The sequence below is a fragment of the Moorena sp. genome, from assembly GCF_982860115.1.
The window spans coordinates 1-21361 of sequence record NZ_CEYLVT010000032.1; the positions used below are offsets into that span (position 1 = coordinate 1).

General features: G+C 43.0%; 12 protein-coding genes. 5 read left to right on the forward strand and 7 right to left on the reverse strand.

All coding sequences use genetic code 11. The features are described from left to right. Positions 1-135: 135 nt before the first annotated feature. The 5 genes from AC4II3_RS08085 to AC4II3_RS08105 all read right to left on the reverse strand — a co-directional run bounded on the left by AC4II3_RS08085 (position 136) and on the right by AC4II3_RS08105 (position 12371). Complete coding sequence (locus AC4II3_RS08085; RefSeq protein WP_488010876.1) at positions 136-1443, reverse strand: cysteate synthase; 1308 nt, start codon at positions 1441-1443, stop codon at positions 136-138. Between the two features lie 204 nt (positions 1444-1647). Continuing rightward, positions 1648-3396, reverse strand: a complete 1749-nt coding sequence (locus AC4II3_RS08090; protein WP_488010874.1) for a diflavin flavoprotein — start codon at positions 3394-3396, stop codon at positions 1648-1650. A gap of 403 nt (positions 3397-3799) precedes the next feature. Next, positions 3800-5518: a diflavin flavoprotein gene (locus AC4II3_RS08095; RefSeq protein WP_488010872.1), complete on the reverse strand. Its 1719-nt coding sequence runs from the start codon at positions 5516-5518 to the stop codon at positions 3800-3802. 510 nt (positions 5519-6028) lie between these two features. Continuing rightward, positions 6029-11584: an AAA family ATPase gene (locus tag AC4II3_RS08100; RefSeq protein WP_488029247.1), complete on the reverse strand. Its 5556-nt coding sequence runs from the start codon at positions 11582-11584 to the stop codon at positions 6029-6031. A gap of 253 nt (positions 11585-11837) precedes the next feature. Continuing rightward, positions 11838-12371: a hypothetical protein gene (locus AC4II3_RS08105; protein WP_488029246.1), complete on the reverse strand. Its 534-nt coding sequence runs from the start codon at positions 12369-12371 to the stop codon at positions 11838-11840. A gap of 265 nt (positions 12372-12636) precedes the next feature. Between AC4II3_RS08105 and AC4II3_RS08110 the strand changes: the two genes are divergently transcribed. Beyond that, positions 12637-12792, forward strand: a complete 156-nt coding sequence (locus tag AC4II3_RS08110) for a hypothetical protein (protein WP_488010866.1) — start codon at positions 12637-12639, stop codon at positions 12790-12792. 199 nt (positions 12793-12991) lie between these two features. Here the strand turns inward: AC4II3_RS08110 and AC4II3_RS08115 are convergent, their stop codons facing one another. After that, positions 12992-18607, reverse strand: a complete 5616-nt coding sequence (locus AC4II3_RS08115; protein WP_488010865.1) for a trifunctional serine/threonine-protein kinase/ATP-binding protein/sensor histidine kinase — start codon at positions 18605-18607, stop codon at positions 12992-12994. A 49-nt stretch (positions 18608-18656) separates the two neighbouring features. Here AC4II3_RS08115 and AC4II3_RS08120 point away from each other — a divergent pair, with 49 nt between their 5' ends. Further along, positions 18657-18875 carry a hypothetical protein gene (locus AC4II3_RS08120; RefSeq protein ID WP_488029245.1) on the forward strand — a complete coding sequence of 73 codons (219 nt, stop codon included), beginning with the start codon at positions 18657-18659 and terminating at the stop codon, positions 18873-18875. A 28-nt stretch (positions 18876-18903) separates the two neighbouring features. Further along, complete coding sequence (locus AC4II3_RS08125; protein WP_488014024.1) at positions 18904-19701, forward strand: pantothenate kinase; 798 nt, start codon at positions 18904-18906, stop codon at positions 19699-19701. A gap of 32 nt (positions 19702-19733) precedes the next feature. Here AC4II3_RS08125 and AC4II3_RS08130 read toward each other — a convergent pair whose 3' ends face one another. Continuing rightward, positions 19734-20189, reverse strand: coding sequence for an NUDIX domain-containing protein (locus AC4II3_RS08130; protein WP_081431301.1), 456 nt, complete (start codon positions 20187-20189; stop codon positions 19734-19736). A 373-nt stretch (positions 20190-20562) separates the two neighbouring features. Here AC4II3_RS08130 and rbp point away from each other — a divergent pair, with 373 nt between their 5' ends. Next, positions 20563-20853: an RNA-binding regulator gene (gene rbp, locus AC4II3_RS08135; RefSeq protein ID WP_488014022.1), complete on the forward strand. Its 291-nt coding sequence runs from the start codon at positions 20563-20565 to the stop codon at positions 20851-20853. A gap of 156 nt (positions 20854-21009) precedes the next feature. Then, positions 21010-21204: a hypothetical protein gene (locus AC4II3_RS08140; protein WP_071105949.1), complete on the forward strand. Its 195-nt coding sequence runs from the start codon at positions 21010-21012 to the stop codon at positions 21202-21204. Positions 21205-21361: the final 157 nt, after the last annotated feature.

Sequence of the window (21361 nt, forward strand, 5' to 3'; positions counted from 1 at the left end):
TCCCATAGTGTCGTAAAAAAGATTCTATATCCAAGCTAACCTGCGGAATGTGGGGTATAAGTTCAGGGCATGATAATGCAACACCCAAAAGTTAACACCCAAAATCTATTTTAATTTCCGGCAAACAAATCTCTGTCAATTTTGAGTTAAAACTTCCCTCCGCTTCTCAATCTTCTCTGCTACCCAATCCGGCTCGATCTCTTCAGGTTTAAAAACTAAATCAGGTTTGAGGTAGTGTAACGGATAATCTTGGCGCATCCGTTTATACCCTCCACTAGTAATATTGAGCACAATGGTGTCCTTTTTCCCTATTTTCCCCGCTTCAACTGCTTGAATTAAAGCACCAGTTGCCACACCGGCAGCAGGACTAAAATCTATTCCTTCCAATTCCTCAAATAAAGCCCTTGCTTTCTCTGATTCGTCATTAGTCACACCATACATTTCTCCATCAGTATCAGCCAATGCTTCATAAACCCCTCCCGCAAGAGAGTAAGCTGGGTTTCGATTGGTAAGTACCTTAGCAGAAACCTGACTAATGGATTTTTTTGCTTCTATTTCGCTCAAAGCAGTAATTTCTCGCTTACCCGCTTTCCAAGCATCGGTCATAGGTGTAAAAGGAATGTTTTGACAGAGGTGAAGCTTCATTTTTTTGTTGCCAAATCTGCCATCTGCTAAAAATCTGAGATTGGCTTCGTAAGCTGAAATCCCACCAGTACCAGAACCGACGGCTTGGAAATAGTGATCAGGAATTTCACCAATGGTTACTGTAGCATCCACAACCGTTAGCCCCATGCCATCCCGTCTGGCTACATTTTTAGCTCCTCCTTCCGGAAAGAAACCCTCTAATTGACTGATAATTTGTCCGATACGAATGGCATCGGAGTAGTCACCATTTCCACCAACAGCGATCAGACGAACACAAGAAGAATCAAACGGCTCCTTTGACCAGATAGCGGATAAATTTTGCTCTGGAATCACCAAGCAAAAGGGCATTTTCAGCTTAGAGCAAACCGTAGCAAACGCTCGGCCTGTATTTCCAGCTGAAGCAACGACTAGGGTTTTGGGGTTATCCTCTGGTATTCTCGCTAATATAGGGAAAGCTTCTAATTCTTTAAACGAACAAGTAGAAAGATGAGCATCTCGCTCTGGCCAGTAGCCATTGAAAGAAATGAAAAGATGATCTAATCCGAGATGGTGAGCCAGATTTTTGCTTTGATACGTAATCGGTTTACCATCTGCTTCTAAGTATCGATCAACCGGTAGCCAATCGATATATCGGAATAAACCTGGGAGATTCTCTTTGACTTCTAGTTTTTCGTTAGCATAGACAGCACGCAGAAGGGATGGCTCATGTTTCTCGTCACAGCAAAGGCGGAAAGGGTCTGGTTCATACTCCTTTCCACACAACGTGCAACGGAGGATATATTTGAGTTTAGACTTCATTGTGATTAGTCCTTGGCTACCGGAATATTCTAACAGCTAGTGGAAAATACTCCTAGCGTTGATGGCGGGCAAGCTCAACTGTAATCCTTATATAGTCTGGGGTTTACAAGTTTTTTTCAGAACTAATCAAGACAATTTTTCGATCACTTGGAGCGAATTATCCAGAAGTCTTGAACATTCTAAATATTCAAGACTTCTTTAAACTTAATAATAGGTTCCCGACTTACGATGATGCAGGGCAGTTACTCCATCAGATAGCACCTTCCCATTTTTAACTACCCCATAAACTAGCCAGTGGTCACCACATTCCATCCGATTTTCTACAGTACATTCCAAATAAGCTAGGGCATCACTTAGTATTGGACAACCATTTTCTGCTTCTTCGATCTTTATCCCACCAAATCGGTCTTCACCAGGTCCAAAGGGTTTGAGAAACTGCTTCATTAAGGGTAAATGTTTTCCATCTTCTAACACATTCAAGACAAAGTTATCCCCAGTGTGCATCAAAGACTCAACTGCTCGTTCTTTAGCTACCGCTACGGTTAACCCTGGAGGAGTAAAGGTAGCTTGAGATACCCAGGAAGCTAGCATCGCTCCGGTCAGGTCTTGTTGTTTAGTAGTCACAACACACAGTGAACCAATCAATCGTCCCACCGCTTGCTCCGTGCGGGCAGCGGAAGACTCACCAGCAGGTTGCTTGGGTTTCCGGGCTTTTTTGGCTTTTTTCAGGGCTTGAGCAAAATCTGTACCGGCTTCTTCACAGTATTTGAGGTCTTTGTCTGTAGGCTTAAATTTGACCCGAATGGTGTCAAAGCCAAACTTGTAACCGGCATCCCGGAACTTATTTTCTAATAGGTCAATGGCTTCCCCACTCCAGCCATAGGAACCAAAAACACCCGCTAGCTTAGTTTTCGTAGCGCTAGATAAAACCATACCCAAAGCGGTTTGAACCTGGGTTGGTGCATGACCTCCTAGGGTAGGAGAACCCATGATAAATCCGTCTGCTTTCTCCACAGCATCGCCAATCTCTTCCGGCTCAGCTGCTTCACAGTTAAGGGATTCTACGGATACACCAGCTTTAGTGATACCTCGTGCGATCGCTTGGGCAATCGCTCCAGTATTGCCGTAAGCTGACGCATAAATTAGGGCAACATTGGCCTCTTGAGCTTGTTGTTGCTTACTCCATTTCCCATAGGACTCAGTTAGTTCTTGAAAGCCATAGCGCACCAAGGGTCCGTGACCGGTAGCATAAAGCTTAGCATCAAAGTCTGCTAATTTAGCTAAAGCTGTTTCCACCTGTCGGGCGTGGGGTGCCATCAGGCAATCAAAATAATAGCGTCGGTCTTCGTTATAAACCCTCCAACCTTCATCCATTACCTGGTCTCCACAGACATGAGCACCAAATAATTTATCTGTAAATAGGATTTGAGTTTTAGGATCGTAGGTACAAAGCTGATCAGGGAAACGGGGATTAGGGGTAGGGATAAAGTCTAGGATGTGACCTTCACCTAAATCGAGAGTGTCATCCCCTTTCATCACCAGGATTTTGAGCTCCTGTTCTGGAATAGCTTTATCCTCTAGTTTCTCAAACAGAGTACGCAAGGATTTAGCACCAGGATTGGAGCAAACAAAGGTAATCTCAGGAGCAAGTTTGAGTAGAGCATTCAGCGTAACCAGGCGATTGGGATTAATGTGACCGAGGATGACATAATCGATCAGCTTTGGGTCAAGGCGTTCTTGTAATGCTTTTAGAAAAACCTCTGTAAACGATTCTCCTGGTGGATCGAATAAGGCGATTTTATCAGCTCGAATTAGAAAAGAATTAGCAGTGGTCCCTCGTTGCAAGGCATATTCGATTTCAAATTTTAGCCGGTCCCAAGTACGCGATCGCAATATGATGGTATCGGTAGCAATATGCAGGGGTTGGACGTCACGGGGTTTTGTAGTGCTCATGGTTAAGGTTATCAGGCAGGTTATCAGGCAGGTTATCAGGTTGAAAGTTATCAGGTTGAAGGTTTAAGGTTACAGGTTACAGGTTATTTGGTTGAAGGTTACAGGTTAATTTATTGAAGGTTATTTAGTTTAATCTTGAAATTTAATCGGTTTAAAAATAGGTTTAAAGTTACAGGTTATTTTGTCAATCATTTATCAGCTTAAAGATTATATTCTGAGCAAAACAACCTTGGCCAAAAGGCCACGCAATCGCGTTCAACCTTCAACAATTAAACCTTCAACAATTAAACCTTCAACCTTCAACAATCCAACCTTCAACAATCCAACCTTCAACCTTCAACCTTCAACAATTAAACCTTGGCCAAAAGGCCACGCAATCGCGTTCAACAAATTAACCTAATGTTTAGTAATGATTTCCCACTTTGCGATGGTGGATAGCAGTCAGAGACTCTGGCTTAGAAACCCGTCCTGTGTCAACGGTAGAGTAAACAATCCAATGGTCACTACACTCCATACGGGTGGTAACTTTACACTCTAGATAGGCTAGGGCATCGCTGAGAATCGGGGAACCGTTTTGTGCTGTTTGTGTATTCACCCCTGCAAAGCGGTCAGCACCAGGTTTGAAGCGCTTTAGGAAGTGTTTCATTAAGTCTTGGTAGTTGCCTTCTTCCAGTACATTGAGTACAAAGGTATCTCCCACTTGCATCAAGGATTCAATCGCCCGGTCTTTGGCTACAGCAATGGTGAAACCCAAAGGCTCGAAGCTAGCTTGGCTGACCCAAGAGGCTAACATGGCACTCTTAACATCCCCTTTCTTGGCCGTGATGATGTACAATCCACCACTGAGACGACCTAAGGCTTTGTCTAGGTCTGTATCTAGGGATTTCATGTTCTTGATCAAGCGATCGCGACTCAGCCATTGCCCGATGTCAGTACCGGCTTCTTCACAAAGCTTGTAAGTGATTTCACTAGGAGTGTCTTTGATCCGAATCGCAGGAAAGGCTTCTTTGAGTCCTAGGCTTCTAAATTGAGTACGTAGAGGGTCAATGGGTTCATCATCATCGCCATAGGATTCAAACAAACCAACGGATTGCTTGGATTTGACCGCAGCCAGTACCGTGCTAACTGCTGCTGTAGTGGTGCTGTTTGTGGCTGGAGGCATGCCAATTACTATGCCAGCCGCACGGTTAACTGCTTCCTGAACCTCTTGGGGGTCAGCGGATTTGAGGTCCATCATCTCCACAGCAATCTCAGTTTTGGTAATGCCTAGGGCGATCGCTTGAGAAATGCGATCGCTATAGCCATAATCTGAGACATAAAACACAACAACGGATTTTTCTGCCTTGGCCTTAGCTTGACTCCAGTCGCGGTAATTTCCTACCAGTTGTTCTACATTGTGGCGCAGTAGAGGACCATGACCATTAGCAATAGTAGTCACCTCTCCCAACTTGTCCATCCGCTTGAGAGCAGATATCACTGAACGGGCATTGGGAGCCATCAGGCATTCGTAGTAAAATCGATAATCTGCTTCGATAGCGCTAAGGTTGTCATCATAGGTGCTAGCAGAGCAGTAGTGCATGCCAAAGACATCACAAGTATACAGCACCTTAGTCCCCCCATCGTAAGTGAGCATGGTGTCGGGCCAATGAAGATTAGGGGCATTAACAAAATCCAGGATATGCCCATTGCCTAAATCTAGCTGATTACCAGTTTTGACAATTTGCCGCTGAAACGGTTGATGTACAAAGTCTTCCAGGAACTGGATTGCCACTTTTGAGCCCACCACAGTAATATCTGGAGCCAGTGCAAGGACATCTTTTACTAAGCCACTGTGGTCTGGTTCGGTATGGCTGATAATTAGGTAATCAATATCGGTAGGGTTAATTAGTCCGGTTAAAGTATCTAAATATAGCTGGCGGAATTTTTCATGGGAGGTATCGACCAGGGCAATTTTCTCACCCCGAATCAGATACGAGTTGTACGTGGTGCCGTTTTGTAGTCCAAATTCGATGTCGAAGCGATCGCGATCCCAATCTAAAGAACGAATAGTTGTGGTATCTGGAGCAATCTCGCTAGTCTCTATGGTTAGCCGCTTTTGAACCCGGTCAGTGAGTACTACCATCCCTTTACTCCTTTATCCGCTATTTTTAAGATATGTAACTTTTCTTTATTTTTACACAAATATCTTCAAAACCTGGATTTAAATATGCTATAGCTCTGATTTAGGATTCGTTATAGTTCAGTCACCACCAATAATATCAAGTCAGGTTGAATACCCATAATTAAAGGAAGTGTGGGGAGATAGGGAGATAGGGAGATAGGGAGATGGGGAGATAGGGAGATCGGGAGATCGGGAAGGTGTTTATTAAGGGTAATTATCCTGACTTGATATAACTGATAGCTAACGCCCTAGGCTCATGCTACCCTTACTCCCTACTCCCTACTTCCAGATCCAAGGCGAATAACCTTGGCCTTTAGGCCACGCTACGCGAACAACCTTGGCCTATTGGCCACGCTACGCGAACAACCAACCCACCTTCAACCTTCAACCTACCAACCTTCAACCTTCAACCTTCAACCAACCCACCTTCAACCTTCAACCTTCAACCAACCCACCTTCAACCTTCAACCTTCAACCTACCAACCTTTCACCTATAGGTAGAGTAATCATAAACTCAGTGCCTTTACCCACTTCCGACTTAACTTCAATCTGTCCCAGTAGCTTCTGAGTCACTAAATTATAGACAATATGCAGTCCTAAACCAGTTCTGCCTTGAGGTCTAGCAGTAGTAAAGAAAGGTTCAAAAATTTTGCCCACATGCTCGATGGGAATCCCACAGCCATCATCATGATACTTAAGCATAACCTGGTCTTGAATCCTTTCAACAGTTAAGGTTAACTGTCCTTGCTCTGATGGTTGATAGCCATGGGTAATGGAATTGATCACTAAATTAGTAACAATTTTCCAAATCGCTCCTGGATAAGTAGTGATCGTAACTGTATCATCTCCTTCTAAAGTTAAACTATGGGAAGTCTGTTTTAGTTTAGGCTCTAAAGTAAGTAAGACCTCGTCGAGATAGTGTTTAAGACTTAAGCTGCGCTTTTCTAAATCATCTTGGTCAACAGCAACTTGCCGGAAATTTTGCACCAACTCCCCAGCCCGTTGTAAGTTACTCAGAATTAATTCACTCGATTCTTGAGCCACTTCCAAATAGTTTTGGAATGCCGAGCGCTTTAATTTACCCTCTTGGAAGTTACGGAGAAATCCAACAGTTTCATCAGCTAGGGTAGACGCAGCCGTAATCCCATTACCAACTGGTGTACTAATTTCGTCAGTGACACCAGCCACAAAGCTACTTAAAACGGCTTTAGTCTCAGATTCCACTAACTGTTTTTGAGTTGCTTTCAGGTCTTCGAGAGTTTCAGACAGTTCTTGAGTGCGTTCAGCAACTTTTTCTTCCAGGGTGTTGTAGAGATTAGCGTTTTCTAGAGAGATAGCCGCTTGAGAGCACAACAGTTCCAGAATTTCTAACCTATCCTTAGTAAACGCTCCCGTACATTGATTGTTTTCAAGGTATACAATACCAATCAGTTGGCCGTGATTTAGGATAGGTGTACACAAGATACTCTTAGGTTGTTGCTCAATAATATAAAGGTCAGCTGCCAACATAATTTCCACACTAGCGTTATCTAATACTAAAGTTTCGGAGCTATGGGCAACATAGTTGATCACGCTAACTGAAATGTCTTTACTCTTTACTACCGGAATTGATTGCAATACGGTTAGAGAGAATTGCTGATCTGATTCCGAATTCCCTTCGGAGTTACCTTTGGAGTTGCCTTTGGAGATAGACTGAGTTATATAGTAAGCGTCGATCACCCATTTTCCAGCTTTAGGCAAAATCAACGCACATTTTTCTGCTCCTGCATTCTCAATGATCACTTTCATTAAGGTAGAGAATAACTGCTCAAGTTGAATTTCCTTGGCAATGGCTTGAGATGCTTTGATCACTGTTGCCAAATCTAAAGCCTCTGAAACACTGAGGGTATGGGAGCTGATAGTTTGGATTGGGTGCAAACTCGATAAAGACTCACTATAGGATGTAGTGATTGAATTGCTAGGATCGATGCTAAGGGTCTGTTGTTGGTGGATCAAAGCCAGTAATTCAGGATAGCGTTGTTCTAAATCCTCAACTTTAGCTTTAGCTCCCCAGCGAGCGTAGGCATAGTAGGCATCAGTAAGGTAAATTTGGGCAATTTTTGGTTTGCCCCGCTCTAGGTAAAACGTAGCAGCTAGTTCATTAGCAAGGGCTTCTTCGTGAAGGTATTCGTTATCTTTTGCGCCAGCAATAGCAAGATCGTACAGCTCCATAGCATCCAGAGTATCCCCGACAACTCGCGCTATTTCTGCTGCTACTAAATTGTACTTGTGTTGGAAATTGGAAGGAGCATGGTTAGCCCAATTACCCATAGTTATTTGGTTCACCTTCACTTGGTTTAGGTAGTCGTCTTGCTGAGTGCGATTGGCTGTAGGCCACGCTTCGCGATGGGCTTTGCCGCGCCAAAGGCGATCGCAGTTAGGATACTGAGCAAGTAAGGATAGGGAATAGTAGAAGTTATGAGCAACAACTACCAGTAGACCAAATGCTCCATCTTCATACTCGATAGCTTTTGAACCATGAACAACAGCTTGTTGGTAATCCTGAAAGGTATAGCAAATAATTAATTTAGCTAAGTGGAGGGTAAAGAGTGACTGATAATTGTGAGTTTCGTGGAAATGATTAAACATTTCATGCTCATTAAAGTCATCACTCACCAACTGGTAATTATCAGCTAATAATCCTTGAAAGCTTAAGCTTAAGTGTTTCCATATATTACTATATAATAAACAATATTGTTGTTGGGTTATAACTAGTAATTCCATATATTTACTAGCTTCTTGGTTGATAACAACTAAACTCTCACCCAGCAAATATAAATGAGTAAAATAGGCGTTAATGAAATAGCCAACATATTCTATATTTCCTTCTTCACGTACACGTTGAATTCCCTCCCGCAATAAATTTAGTGTTGCTCTGCCATGTTCTTTTCCAGGACAGATAAAAACGCTGAAAATTAGGTGAACTTTAGATGTCAGCGTTTTAGCTTGATACTGCTCCAACAGCCGTAAAGCTATCTGACCAGAGTGATAAGCCGACTCCATATCCTCGATAAATTCACGGAGAAACACACCGTAAATTACATAGACACCAGCGGCTAAGGATGAATGACCATGGTCGAGACATAGACCAATCATAGTCAATGCCACATAGGGATAGAGATTAGGTTTGACACGATGTATCGGAGGCGCAAGGGTTAATAGAATCCGAAGGGCGGCTAGTTGCTCGGGATTAGTCATGGTTGGCATAGTTGCCAAATCCTTTAGGGATGGTAATTTTACTAATTTGTTCTTGTATCCTGAGGCACTAGATACTAGGGGAATCTTCAACTTTTCTAAGGCTTCTAATCCAATCTCAATCCCTTTGCTCTGGTAGTCTTGAGCAATATAAATCTGTACCTTTAGCTCCGAGGCTTTTACGCAGTCAAGGCGGTTAGTTGCTTGGTCTAAAATACTATCGCTTAAGGCAATTGCCCTGTCAAAGTTAGTGCTGAGGTACTCTGATTGTGCGGCTTCTTGATATAATGACAAGGTAAGGTCATAGTTACTGTGCCAACTATCTGCGGCTAGCAGTTTCATCCCCAACCTTAAATACTCAACCGCAGCAGCATAAGCTGTAGAAGCCTTAGCTTTACGTCCTGCCATTAAATTTAACTGAGCTAATTCATTCCGTTCAACTTGCTCAGAAATTAAGTCCACACCATAATTCAACTGGCTGACAATATCAAAAATTTTATCTTCCCGTTCTGCTAAAGAGGTATTTTCTAACAGTAGTTGACCAATTTTCCAATGAGTTGATTGCTTCTGGTCTTCTGGAATCAGAAAATAAGCGGCTTGCTGCACTCGGTCGTGCAAAAATCGGTAGCTAAACTCTTGCCCCAAAACCTCTGATACTGGTTGCCCTAAGCTTTCTGTCGCTCTCGGTTTGACATCCAAACTACCAAAGGAATTAAGCTCAGAAACTGATAAGTCATCAGAGTTATAATCCTGAAAAAACTTGTAAATTTCAGTGATTGGTAAGATGAATCCTTCTTGTAGCGCCTTCCATAAATTAGCTGCTGTTTCAGCTTCGGATTTTTCATAGACAATTGCCAGGGTTGCTAAATCAAATTGGTTACCAATACAAGCAGCCAGTTGAAGTATCTCCTGAGTCAGCACTGGCAATTTTTTCAACTGTAGCGCCATAAATTCGACGACATCATCAGTCAGCGCCACAGCTCTTATTTTACCAATGTCACACTGCCAATAACCACATTCAAAATTAAAGCTAATCAGTCCATCTTCAGGCAAAGATTTGAGAAATTGAGTGGCAAAGAAAGGATTTCCTTGAGTTTTTTGATTAACTAGTTCAGTTAAAGGCGCTGCTAGTTCCACAGCACAATGGAGAGTATCTGCAATCAAACAGTTAAGGTCAGATGGCTTCAGAGGAGCTAAGGTAATAGTATTGACAGTAGCGTTAGTTTTAGCAATCTGATCTAGGGTCACCATCAACGGATGGGCTGGGAAGACTTCGTTATCCCGATAAGCACCAATCAGCAACAGATAACCAGTCTCTGTTTCACTCATCAACAATTGCATCAACTTCAACGATGCCAAATCTGCCCATTGCAAATCATCCAGGAAAATTACTAAGGGATGCTCAGGAGTGGTGAAGACTTGGATGAATTTCTGGAACAGGCGATTGAAGCGATTTTGTGCGGCACTCCCTGATAATTCTGGGACAGCAGGCTGTTTGCCGATAATCCGTTCTAGTTCTGGAATGACTTCAATAATAACTTGACCATTCTCTGCCAATGCTGTAATAATTCTAGTTTTCCACTGTTGCAATTGAGCATTAGTTTCACTCAACAATTGCCCCATCAAGTCTCGGAAAGCTTGGACAAATGCTGAAAAGGGAATGTTTCGCTGGAATTGGTCAAATTTACCTTTGATGAAGTAACCTCGTTGTCGCACAATCGGCTTGTGGACTTCGTTGACCACAGAGGTTTTACCAATGCCGGAAAACCCTGCTACTAGTATCATTTCGATGCTACTGGCGGCGCTACTCACCCGCTCAAAGGCTCCCAGTAAGGTCTCTACTTCCGAGGTACGACCATAGAGTTTTTCCGGAATTACGAAGCGATGCTCCCTAGGACCCGCTACGCCAACGCAAATATCCCGACTGCCTAACTTAAAGGATTCAATCCTACCAGTTTCCTTCCATTGCTTGAAGCAAGTTTCCAAATCATGCTTCAACCCTAAAGCACTCTGATAACGGTCCTCGGCATTTTTCTCCATCAGCTTGCCAATCATCTGAGAAAGCACAGCAGGAATATCGCCATTAACGCTATCGGTGGCAGGAGGTTGCTTAGCAATATGAGAGTGAACTAACTCCATGGGGTCAGTGCTAGGGAAGGGTAATTGTCCCGTTAGCAATTCAAAGAAAGTCACTCCCAAACTATAGAAGTCGCTGCGGTAGTCAATGCTCCGATTCATCCGTCCAGTTTGTTCCGGTGATAGGTAAGCGAGAGTGCCTTCGAGGACATTTGGACTTTGAAGCACCTGAGTTTCCCGAGGTAGCACAGAAGCCAGACTAAAGTCAATCAGTTTGACCTGTTTAGTATCTGGATTAATCAGGATGTTGGCAGGTTTAATATCTTTGTGAATCACCCCCTGGATATATAGTCCCTGTAGGGTGGTAACAATTTGCAGGGCAATCGGAAAGAATGTGCCTAGGCTCATGGGCTGACCATTACTATACTCACCTAGGGAAATACCACCAAAATCCTCCATCACCAATGCATAACTATGGCGATAGTGTTCCAGACAGTAAGGCTTAACAATGCCAGGGAGGTCAAGGTTTTTGGCAATGGTGAACTGATTGCGAAATTGTACCAGTTCACCGAAGCTAGGATAGTCGGTATTGAGTAGTTTGATCACTACGGGTATTTGGTTCGACTCCCGTAAGCCTCGATAAACTAGGGTTGTGGAACTTCTGTAAAGGGTTTCGGTAATTTGATAGCCAGTAAGTGTGATCACAGTGCTGCTCATAGTCATAGCCAGTTGAGGATTGGCAAAAGGAAACTGGTGGATCTGGATGCTTGATCAAAAGAGTCACCTTAGTATTCCCAAAAGCAGCATTCTCTTCACATTGGGTCTAATTTCAAACTATCCTACACCCCAAACCTTCTACACTACCCAGTAAAAAGCAAAGGTGAGCCCATTGAGAAATAGGCTCGCCTTTGCTGGATATGGGTTCGCAGTAGAGTGTCGAAGGTTTTTTACCTTCTAACTTCTTCATGCTTCATCTCTTGTTCGGGATATTCTTCCACACAACTGTGAATGGCATGGCATATCTGTTGACATGGCCTGTGGCGTTACAGATCTCGCCAGGACAGGGATACGGTGGGTCAAAATCGTATGTGCTTGTTCCTGTTAAATCTACTTTGCCAGATACCTGGGTGTCACATAGGTCAAGCTCGTACACCATTACTGGGGGTGGAAAAATCGATGGCACAGGTCCCTCTGGGAAGCTGATCTGGATTTGTGCCAAGCCATATCCTGACAGAGGTACTTCCTGACAATCCCCAGGCTTTAAGAAGGTATTACAAGTAGGAGTTGCAGACCTATCGCAGGCAACTGGTTGTGCACTAGCATTGGATACATTCATTGCCAAGGCTACTGTCAGGGCGATCAGTAGACAAGCAACGAGTTTCAGCGCTTTTTTCATTTTGGTGCCGTATTTCGCTTCTTTTAGGTGTTTTGTTGAGCGGGATGACGCCATACACCAAGCATGTTTAGACGTACCCACATTACTTAAAGTTGAAAGCTTTTTCACAATAACTGGCTTTTTTATCAATTACAATCAAATTTAATCAACCTTAACCTAAGCCTAAATACACACATTAAATCATTTGTCAATGGTTGATTTTCAAATAAATTTGTAAATCTATAACTCAGGAAACTATAGAAGTTTTTTAGCCTTCAATAGTTGTATCTTTCTAAATGATGAGATACACCCTTTGTCAATTACCCTAAATCAACAGGTGCGACCCAAGGCCGCGAGGGATTGCTCGCGGCCTTGGAAAGCGCACCTACTAATTTTGTCTTATACACAAACTATTGATTTTGTAAATCCTTTAAAAGTAATATTTTTGGGTGCGATCGCATTTTCCCTCTATTTACTAAGGTTTTTTTTTGCCCAAGGCACCACAAAAAACCAGACCGCCACAGAAACAGCCTTCTGGTGGAAATTCTAGTGGCAATCTGGAAAATACTTTAGTTTAGATATTGATGCTGATAAAATTGCTAAAGCTATTTAGAATTTAGAATTTAGAATTCACCAGTGTAGATTCTTAATTCTTAATTCTTAATTCTTAATTCTTAATTCTTAATTCTACATTCTCCATTCTCCATTCTTCATTCTACATTCTTCATTCTCCATAACAACCTTGGCCTTTAGGCAACCCTACGCGAACAACCTATCGGTAGAGTAATAATAAACTCAGTCCCTTTCCCAATTTGAGACTTGACCTCAATCTGCCCTAGTAGCTTCTGAGTCACTAAGTTATAGACAATATGCAGTCCTAGACCACTGCCACCTCTGGCTCTAGCAGTAGTAAAGAAAGGTTCAAAAATTTGCCCTAAATGATCCTGAGCAATCCCACAGCCATCATCGTGATAGGTAATCATTAATTGTTCTTCAACTCTGTCAACCTGAAGATGTAACTGTCCATTTTGTTTGGGCTGATAACCATGGCTAATAGAGTTCATGACTAAATTCGTAATAACTTGCGAGATAGCCCCTGGATAGGTTTCTATGGTAACTGTTTCATCCCCGTCTATGGTTAATGTGTGGGAGGTTTGTTTGAGTTGAGGCTCTAAGCTGATTAAGACCTCCTCTAGATATTCTTTAACATTCAAGGTGCGCTTATCTAGATGAGCTTGGTCAACTGCAACTTGTTTAAAACTTTGCACCAACTCCCCAGCTCGTTCTAAGTTACTCAGAATTAGTTCACTGGATTCTTGAACCGTGTCTAGATAATTTTGTAGCACCGATCGCTTCAATTTTCCGTTTTGTAAAACCTGACGAAACCCTTGAGTTTCATCAGCTAAAATAGAAGCAGCGGTAATACTAGTACCAACAGGAGTATTGATTTCGTGGGCAACTCCCGCCACCAGACTACCCAAAGCCGCCATTTTTTCCGATTCCACTAGCTTTTTCTGAGTAGCCGTAAGGTCGTCGAGAGTTTGAGAGAGTTCTTGGGTGCGTTCAGCTACCTTTTCTTCTAGGTTATAGGAATAATCTTCTAGTTGGTTTTTGGCTTGCTCTAAATTGGTGTAAAGTTGAGCATTGTCCAAAGAGATAGCAGCTTGAGAACACAAAAGTTTAAGGATTTCGAGTCTGTCACTAGTAAATGCGGCAGTGCATTGATTATTTTCAAGATATAGAATACCAATCAGTTTACCTTGAGTAAGGATAGGAGTACACAAAACACTTTTTGGTTGTTGCTGAATAATATAGGGGTCAGCAGCTAATGTGGTTTCTTCAGTAGCGTTATCAAATACCAAAGCTTGAGATTTGTGGGAAACAGCATTAATGACGCTGATCGGAATAGTATTACTTTCTTCGATAGGAATCGATTGTAGTACTGTCAGCACAGGTTTTGTGCCTAAGTGGTTGGTGTCGTAGTTTTCTGATCCTGTTTGGGTCAATTCTTGTCCACTGTTGCCTGTTGCCGTCTTGATGCAGTCGCTCATGGGGGAAACCCCCAAGACCGCGCTGCATCGCTGTTGCCTGTTCCCTACTTCTGAAAGAAGTCTTGGCTTTAGGACTTGATCAATTGAACCTTGAGCTTCAATCACCCATTTTCCAGCTTTGGGTAAAATCAGAACACATTTTTCTGCTCCCGCATTCTCAATCACGACTTCCATCAGAGTAGAGAGTAACTGCTCAAGGTGAATTTCACTAGAAAGGACTTGAGAGGCTTTGATCACACTAGCCAAATCCAATGCTTCAGAAATTTTGGTGCTGGTGGATGTGACAGTTGGGTTTAGAGTATTGCTAGGGTTGACACTAATTTTTGATTCCACCAGGATCGGAGCCAGTAAATCAGTATAGCGTTTTTCCAAATCCTCAATTTTAGCTTTAGCTCCCCAACGAGCGTATGCATAATAAGCATTGGTAAGGTAAGCTTGAGCAATGGTTGTTTTATCCCAATCGAGGAAAAATTCTGCTGCTAATTCATTCGCTAAGGCTTCCACTTGAAGATATCCCGTATCCATAGCTCCGGTAATTGCACGGTCATAACCTTCCATCGCCCAGATCACATTTCCCTCAACTCTTGCTCTCTCAGCTTCTACCAGATCATATTGGTGTTGATAATTGACTGGAGCATGTTTTGCCCACAACCGTAATCGCTCTTGATTTGCTGCTACTGTCTCTAGAGCCTGTTGCTTTTCCTGGGAGTCAAGCTGATGACAGTTGGCTAACAGTGCTAATGAGTAATAGAAACTATGCTCGGAAACATAAAGTGTTCCAGCTGCTGCTTGTTCATACTGCTTGCCTCTTGCTCCGGCTTCTACGGCTTCAGTGTACTCTTTAAATAAGTACAGTAGCATGGTTTTTGCGCCATAGGCACAAAGCACAAGAAAGACAATGTTATGCTCAATCCAATTAGGTAGAATAGTTGATTCATCGAGATAGTAACCGACCAAATAAAGGGGATTGGCTACTTGACCTAGGAGATTAGCAACGGTTTGTTGACCAATGCGGATAAAGCTTTCGTGGAAGTCAAACTTAGCTTTAGCGATCGCTTCAAAATATTTCCCCTGTATCTGTTGAACAGATTCCAGATTATTCCCCGCAAAAAAATGATAGTTACAATAGTGAACAGCACCATAGAATGCATACTCGATATCGCCGTTGTCAAATCCACTTTGAATGGCTGCTATTAATGAGGTATCTGTTTCTCGGATATGCTCTTTCCAAGGTCTAACAAACACGTTAAACATATTGCCAACTTTAGCAGTAAGCTCCACAGCATTATATTGCTCTAGGAGCTGAATTGATAAGCGACCAAACTCATAGCCCCGATCAATATCTAAGTAAGCACCACAAAGCAGGGCACCGTACCAACTATAGGCTGAAGCTGCCCAGGATGAATGGCCGTATTTAATACAAAGCTTGACTGTAGTTAGAATAATTAACGGCCACAGGACTGGATTAGCAATATAGGACGCAGAACTAGCATTGGTCAAAATCCGGATAGCGGCTAGCTGATAAGGGTCAGTAATCTCTGGCAAGTTTGCTAAATTAGCAATTTCCTCAACCTCTAACTGTAACTCTTCCCGTAGTTTCTCAACTTCAATATTAATTTTTTGGGCTTCCGTGGGAATAGCTATCCCTAGCATTTTCAAAACGTTGATGCCTAAGTCGATAGCTTCAGTCATCTTGTTTTGATTAATATAAAACAAGATTTGTAGCTCATAGACTTTGACTTTATCTAAAAAGGTATTAGCTTGTTTTAGGACTACCTTTGATAACTGTTTAGCTTGCTCTACATTAACCGTTAAATATTCTGCTTCAACCGCTGCTATGGAAAGAGCTAGGCTCAAGTCATAGTTACTCTCCCAACTATCTGAAGCTAGGAGTTTCAGACCAGTATTAAAATACTGAAGAGCTGGTTGATAAGCCGTGGCTGACTTTGCTTTTTTACCAGCTAATAGATTTAATTCTGCTAGTTGGTCTCTCTCAGACGGATTGGTAATTAGGTCAGCACCGATATTAAGCTGATTGACAATATCAAATATCTTCTCTTCCCGTTCTTGTTCAGAAGTATTGCTTAACAGCAGTTGCCCTATTTTTAGGTGGGTTTGTTGCTTATGGTCTTGATCAATCAGACAATAGGCTGCTTGCTGTACCCGGTCATGGAGGAATTTGTAAATGGGGCAGGAGTGATGAGGAAGTCGTGATTGGAGATAACTTTCACCAATGCTCTGTTGAGATTCATCGGTAGTCTGGAAAAACTTGTAAATCTCGCTTTGGGGTAATAGTAATCCTTCTTGTAAGGCTTTCCAAAGATCAGCCGCTGTTTCCGTTTGGGATTTTTCATAGACAATGGCTAGGGTGGCTAGATCAAATTGGTTGCCAATACAAGCAGCGAGTTTGAGTACTGCCTGAGTTGCTGCTGGCAACTTCTTCAACTGTAGCGCCATAAATTCCACCACATCATCACTCAGAGCCAGGGCTCTTACTTGAGCAATGTCACACTCCCAATGACCTACCTCAAAATTAAACCTAATCAGATTGTCGGCATGGAGGGATTTCAGGAATTGAGTGGCAAAGAAAGGATTACCTTTAGTTTTCCGAAATACCAATTCTGTCAGAGGTTGTGCTAGTTCTTCTGAACAACTCAGGGTATCAGCAATCAGATGATTTAAATCAGAGTGTTTTAGAGGGGCTAGAGTGATACTATTAACGTTTACCTCAGTTTTGCTAATCTCATCCAAGGTTAACATCAACGGATGGGTTGGAGAGACTTCGTTATCCCGATAGGCTCCAATCAGCAGCAAATAACGAGTATCAGTTTCGCTCATCAATAACTGCATCAACGTCAAAGATGCTGAATCCACCCATTGCAAGTCATCTAGGAAAATAACTAAGGGATGCTCAGCAGTAGTGAAGACTTGGATGAATTTCTGGAACAGTCGATTGAATCGATTTTGTGCTGCACCACCTGATAGGTCTGGCACAGGAGACTGTTTGCCAATGATTTGTTCTAGTTCAGGGATAACGTCAATGATGACTTGACCGTTTTCTCCTAGTGCTAACAGAATTTTGATTTTCCAGTGTTGTAATTGTCCATCCCTTTCCGTAAGCAGTTGTCCCATCAAGTCCCGGAAAGCTTGGACAAATGCAGAAAAGGGAATATTGCGCATAAATTGGTCGAATTTCCCTTTGATGAAGTAACCCCGTTGTCGGACAATCGGCTTGTGGACTTCATTGACCACAGCAGTTTTCCCAATCCCGGAAAACCCTGCCACTAACATCATTTCACTCCTGCCTCGGGAGGAATCCTCTCGACCTTGAGTCTTGCCAGCAACCCGGTCAAAAGCCGCTAGTAAGGTCTCAACTTCCCTGGTGCGACCATAAAGTTTCTCGGGAATCACGAAGCGATCGCAAATATCCTGAGTGCCTAACTCAAAGGATTTAATCCTGCCAGTTTCCTGCCACTGGTTCAAGCAAGTCTCCAGGTCATACTTCAATCCCAAAGCACTTTGATAGCGGTCTTCAGCATTTTTCGCCATCAGTTTGCTAATCATGTCCGAGACAATGGTGGGAATATCAGGATTAATACTATGGACTGAAGGTGGCTGCTTGGCAATATGGCAGTGAACCAACTCCATTGGGTCTGTGCTCGGGAAGGGTAACTGTCCCGTCAGGAGTTCGTAGAAGGTGACTCCCAAAGAATAGAAGTCGCTGCGGTAGTCAATGCCCCGATTCATCCGTCCAGTTTGTTCCGGAGACAAGTAAGCGAGAGTTCCTTCCAGGACATTAGGACTTTGAAGCACCATTATTTCCCTTGGCAGTAGAGAAGCAATACTAAAATCAATCAGTTTGATTTGTTTAGTGTGCGGGTGAATCAGGATGTTGGCAGGTTTAATATCTTTGTGAATGACTCGGTTGCGATAGAGTCCATCCAGGATAGATGCAATTTGAAGAGCAATGTGGAAAAATTCCTTTAGAGACGTTAATTTTAAGCTTTTTAGATTAAAGCAATAGCTTTTGAGGGAAATACCACCAAAATCCTCCATCACCAAACCATAGCCATTGCGGTAGTGTTTTAAACTGTAGGGTTTGACGATGCCAGGTAGATCAAGGTTTTTGGCAATAGTATATTGATTACGAAACTGCACCAGTTCACCAAAGCTGGGATATTCACTTAAAAGCAGTTTGATCACAACTGGTTTTTGGTCTGACTCACGAATTCCTTGATACACTAAGGTTCTAGAACCGGAATAGATCATCTCGGTCATTTGATAGCCAGTCAGTGTCACCATAATGCTGCTCATAGTCATCTAGTCTTCATCACAGGTTCAGGTACCGGATGAGAAGTTTGAGATGATTTCTCTTCCGGAACAGGGATTTTTTCCCACTGTGACTAGTCTTCCCAAAAACATCAATCTAGAATCGATCAGCCATGCATGGCTATTGGCAAATTTATTTCCCGTACTCCCTACTCCCTTCCCCTCCTGGGAGGGGTTAGGGGTGGGTTCCTACTCCCTTCCCCTCCTGGGAGGGGTTAGGGGTGGGTTCCTACTCCCATTAACCCAAAACTAAAGTACCTCACCGAATTGAGAACTGCTATATGGCAACTAAGGCAAACAGCTTTTTAGGATTAGTGATTGGCAATTCCCGGCTACATTGGGCTTGGTTTGTGGATAACACCCTGAAAAAAGCCTGGGATACCAACCATCTAACCCCAGCAGCTGTAGCGCAGTTAATCAAGGACTGGACGTCTAGTGTCATGTCAGCGGAAATTTTCCCAACCCAGTTAGCAGCTCAGGGTAAAGACCCATCCAAGCCATTACCGCTTTACATCGCTTCAGTAGTACCTGCCCAAACAGCACTCTGGCAAAACTATTCCGATACTACAATATTGACTTTGGCAGATTTACCCCTTTCCGGACTATATCCCACCCTAGGCATTGACCGCGCCTTGGCCGTATTTGGTGCTGGTCACAGGTATAGTTATCCAGTTTTAGTTATTGATGCTGGTACTGCTCTAACCTTTACTGGGGCTAACCAAAACCTACAGCTAATCGGAGGGGCTATCTTACCAGGATTGGGATTACAGTTACAGTCTCTAGCACAAAAAACTGGGGCATTACCGGCCATTGAACTACCAGCTAAGTTACCAAAGCGTTGGTCACTGGAGACATCAGAGGCAATAGCAAGTGGTGTTGTCTATACAGTATTGGCTAGTATCCGGGATTTTATTGAGGATTGGCAAAGGGAGTTTCCCAACAGTCCGATTGCTCTGACTGGCGGCGACTCTGAGCAGTTAGTTACTTATCTCCAATCCCAATTTCCTGAAATAGCGGCTCAGATTATTGTTGATTCTTACTTAATCTTTTGGGGAATGTTGTCAGTGGTTGGTAGTTAGTTGCTGCGGTGATTTTTGTGGGGAATGGGGAATTAGGCAACGGTAATATTACCCTCAAAATAGTCCTGTAACTGACGGTCATGGTCATGGCTGAGGTTTCCCTTAGGGATAGCTTCCGGTTCAAACGCCTTGACTTCACTAATTTCCAATACGTCTTGTACCTCCATAGTTCCGGTGACATCAGCTTCTACCAGAATACAGATAGAATGGACTCTGGGATCTCTTCCTGGTGCTGAGTAAACCCCAAATAACTGGCGAATCTTGAGCAACTCCAGTCCAGTTTCCTCAAATAATTCCCGTTCGATAGTCGTTGGAATATCTTGACCCCAGTTAACTATCCCTCCTGGTAGAGCCCACTTACCATTGTCACGACGTCGAACTAGCACAATTCGCCCATCCGGCAAGAGTGGAATGATGCTCGTACCGGTAATAGGATGACGAAATATAATCCCGAGAACGGTTTGGACAAATTGCCATAATCTTCTCATGTGATGATAGGGCTTTTGAGTATGTGTGTTGGTTTTGCTGACTGCTATGATAGACATTATGGATGCAAGTTCGGTAACGTCAGTGATTGAAAAGTCCATTGTGATGCAATTCAACGTTGAACGTCTGAGTAGTTAACAGCTAAGAGCCTAAGGAATACCTGACCGGTTCACAGGCGAATCACTTCTGGTTAAATCTCTGTCTTGATGCAAAGCGCTCATGGGGTGGCCTCCTTTGACCGCACCGGTAGTCGCTCATGGGGTGCCATCCTTTAACCGCGCTGCATCAATGTCATAACCTGGGTAGATATGCACCAGCGATTCGCCCTCTCACCGACTTTCATCTGAACATTTTCGATCAGATGGACAACTCTCAATGACTATATACATTGGCAACCTAGATTATCAGGTTACCTCTCAAAACCTACAGGAAGTATTTGAGGAATATGGTACAGTATCAAAAGTAGTAATTCCTACAGATAGGGAAACAGGTCAAGGGCGTGGATTCGCTTTTGTTGATATGGGGACAACGGATCAGGAAGATTCGGCTATTGCTGATCTAGATGGTGCAGAATGGATGGGACGTTCTATGCGCGTCCGTAAAGCTAGACCAAAAAATAGCGACAACGAAAACAATCGAGGAAATCGTAGTCGCAGTGGGTTCTAGAAACAGTAGGCTTCGAGGACAATCAAGAAGTCTGGTTTGGAAAACTAACCATTTTCCTTTCCCGTGGGTGACATGGGAACATTAAATAAACCAAGCAGAATTTATTGTAAGACTTGGGTTTGATAGTGTTTTTGTTTTTTTATCAATGAGGTAAACATGGCAAAGCGCCGCAATCTAAAAAAGGAAAAGGCGCAGCGGAATCAAGCTTACGCCCGTAAGTTTCGGAAATCCAAGCGTAATACGGGCCGTTTTTCCAAAAATAGACGGTACGGTACCAAACCTCCTAAGTCGGAGGAAACAACAGCAGAAAATAATGAGGATAATTACCAAGGTGGTACTGGTGCGATGTAATGAGTCAGTTATCAGCTGATTCCTGATATTCCCAGAGGTAACTATCCCAGTTGATTAACTACTGTCGATGTAGAAAATTTAGGAGTATCGAGTCAGGAGCTTCGAGTCAGAATAAGTCAAGGTTATGTTATTGGAATAAACAAAAGTCAAATTATGT

What these genes read in the sequence shown, in the direction of transcription:
- AC4II3_RS08120 (WP_488029245.1), top strand. Translation starts at nt 18,657, where the DNA reads ATGATTTCTCTTCCGGAACAGGGATTTTTTCCCACTGTGACTAGTCTT.
- rbp (WP_488014022.1), top strand. Translation starts at nt 20,563, where the DNA reads ATGACTATATACATTGGCAACCTAGATTATCAGGTTACCTCTCAAAAC.
- AC4II3_RS08095 (WP_488010872.1), bottom strand. Translation starts at nt 5,518, where the DNA reads ATGGTAGTACTCACTGACCGGGTTCAAAAGCGGCTAACCATAGAGACT.
- AC4II3_RS08085 (WP_488010876.1), bottom strand. Translation starts at nt 1,443, where the DNA reads ATGAAGTCTAAACTCAAATATATCCTCCGTTGCACGTTGTGTGGAAAG.
- AC4II3_RS08115 (WP_488010865.1), bottom strand. Translation starts at nt 18,607, where the DNA reads ATGAGCAGCATTATGGTGACACTGACTGGCTATCAAATGACCGAGATG.
- AC4II3_RS08140 (WP_071105949.1), top strand. Translation starts at nt 21,010, where the DNA reads ATGGCAAAGCGCCGCAATCTAAAAAAGGAAAAGGCGCAGCGGAATCAA.
- AC4II3_RS08100 (WP_488029247.1), bottom strand. Translation starts at nt 11,584, where the DNA reads ATGAGCAGCACTGTGATCACACTTACTGGCTATCAAATTACCGAAACC.
- AC4II3_RS08090 (WP_488010874.1), bottom strand. Translation starts at nt 3,396, where the DNA reads ATGAGCACTACAAAACCCCGTGACGTCCAACCCCTGCATATTGCTACC.
- AC4II3_RS08125 (WP_488014024.1), top strand. Translation starts at nt 18,904, where the DNA reads ATGGCAACTAAGGCAAACAGCTTTTTAGGATTAGTGATTGGCAATTCC.
- AC4II3_RS08130 (WP_081431301.1), bottom strand. Translation starts at nt 20,189, where the DNA reads ATGAGAAGATTATGGCAATTTGTCCAAACCGTTCTCGGGATTATATTT.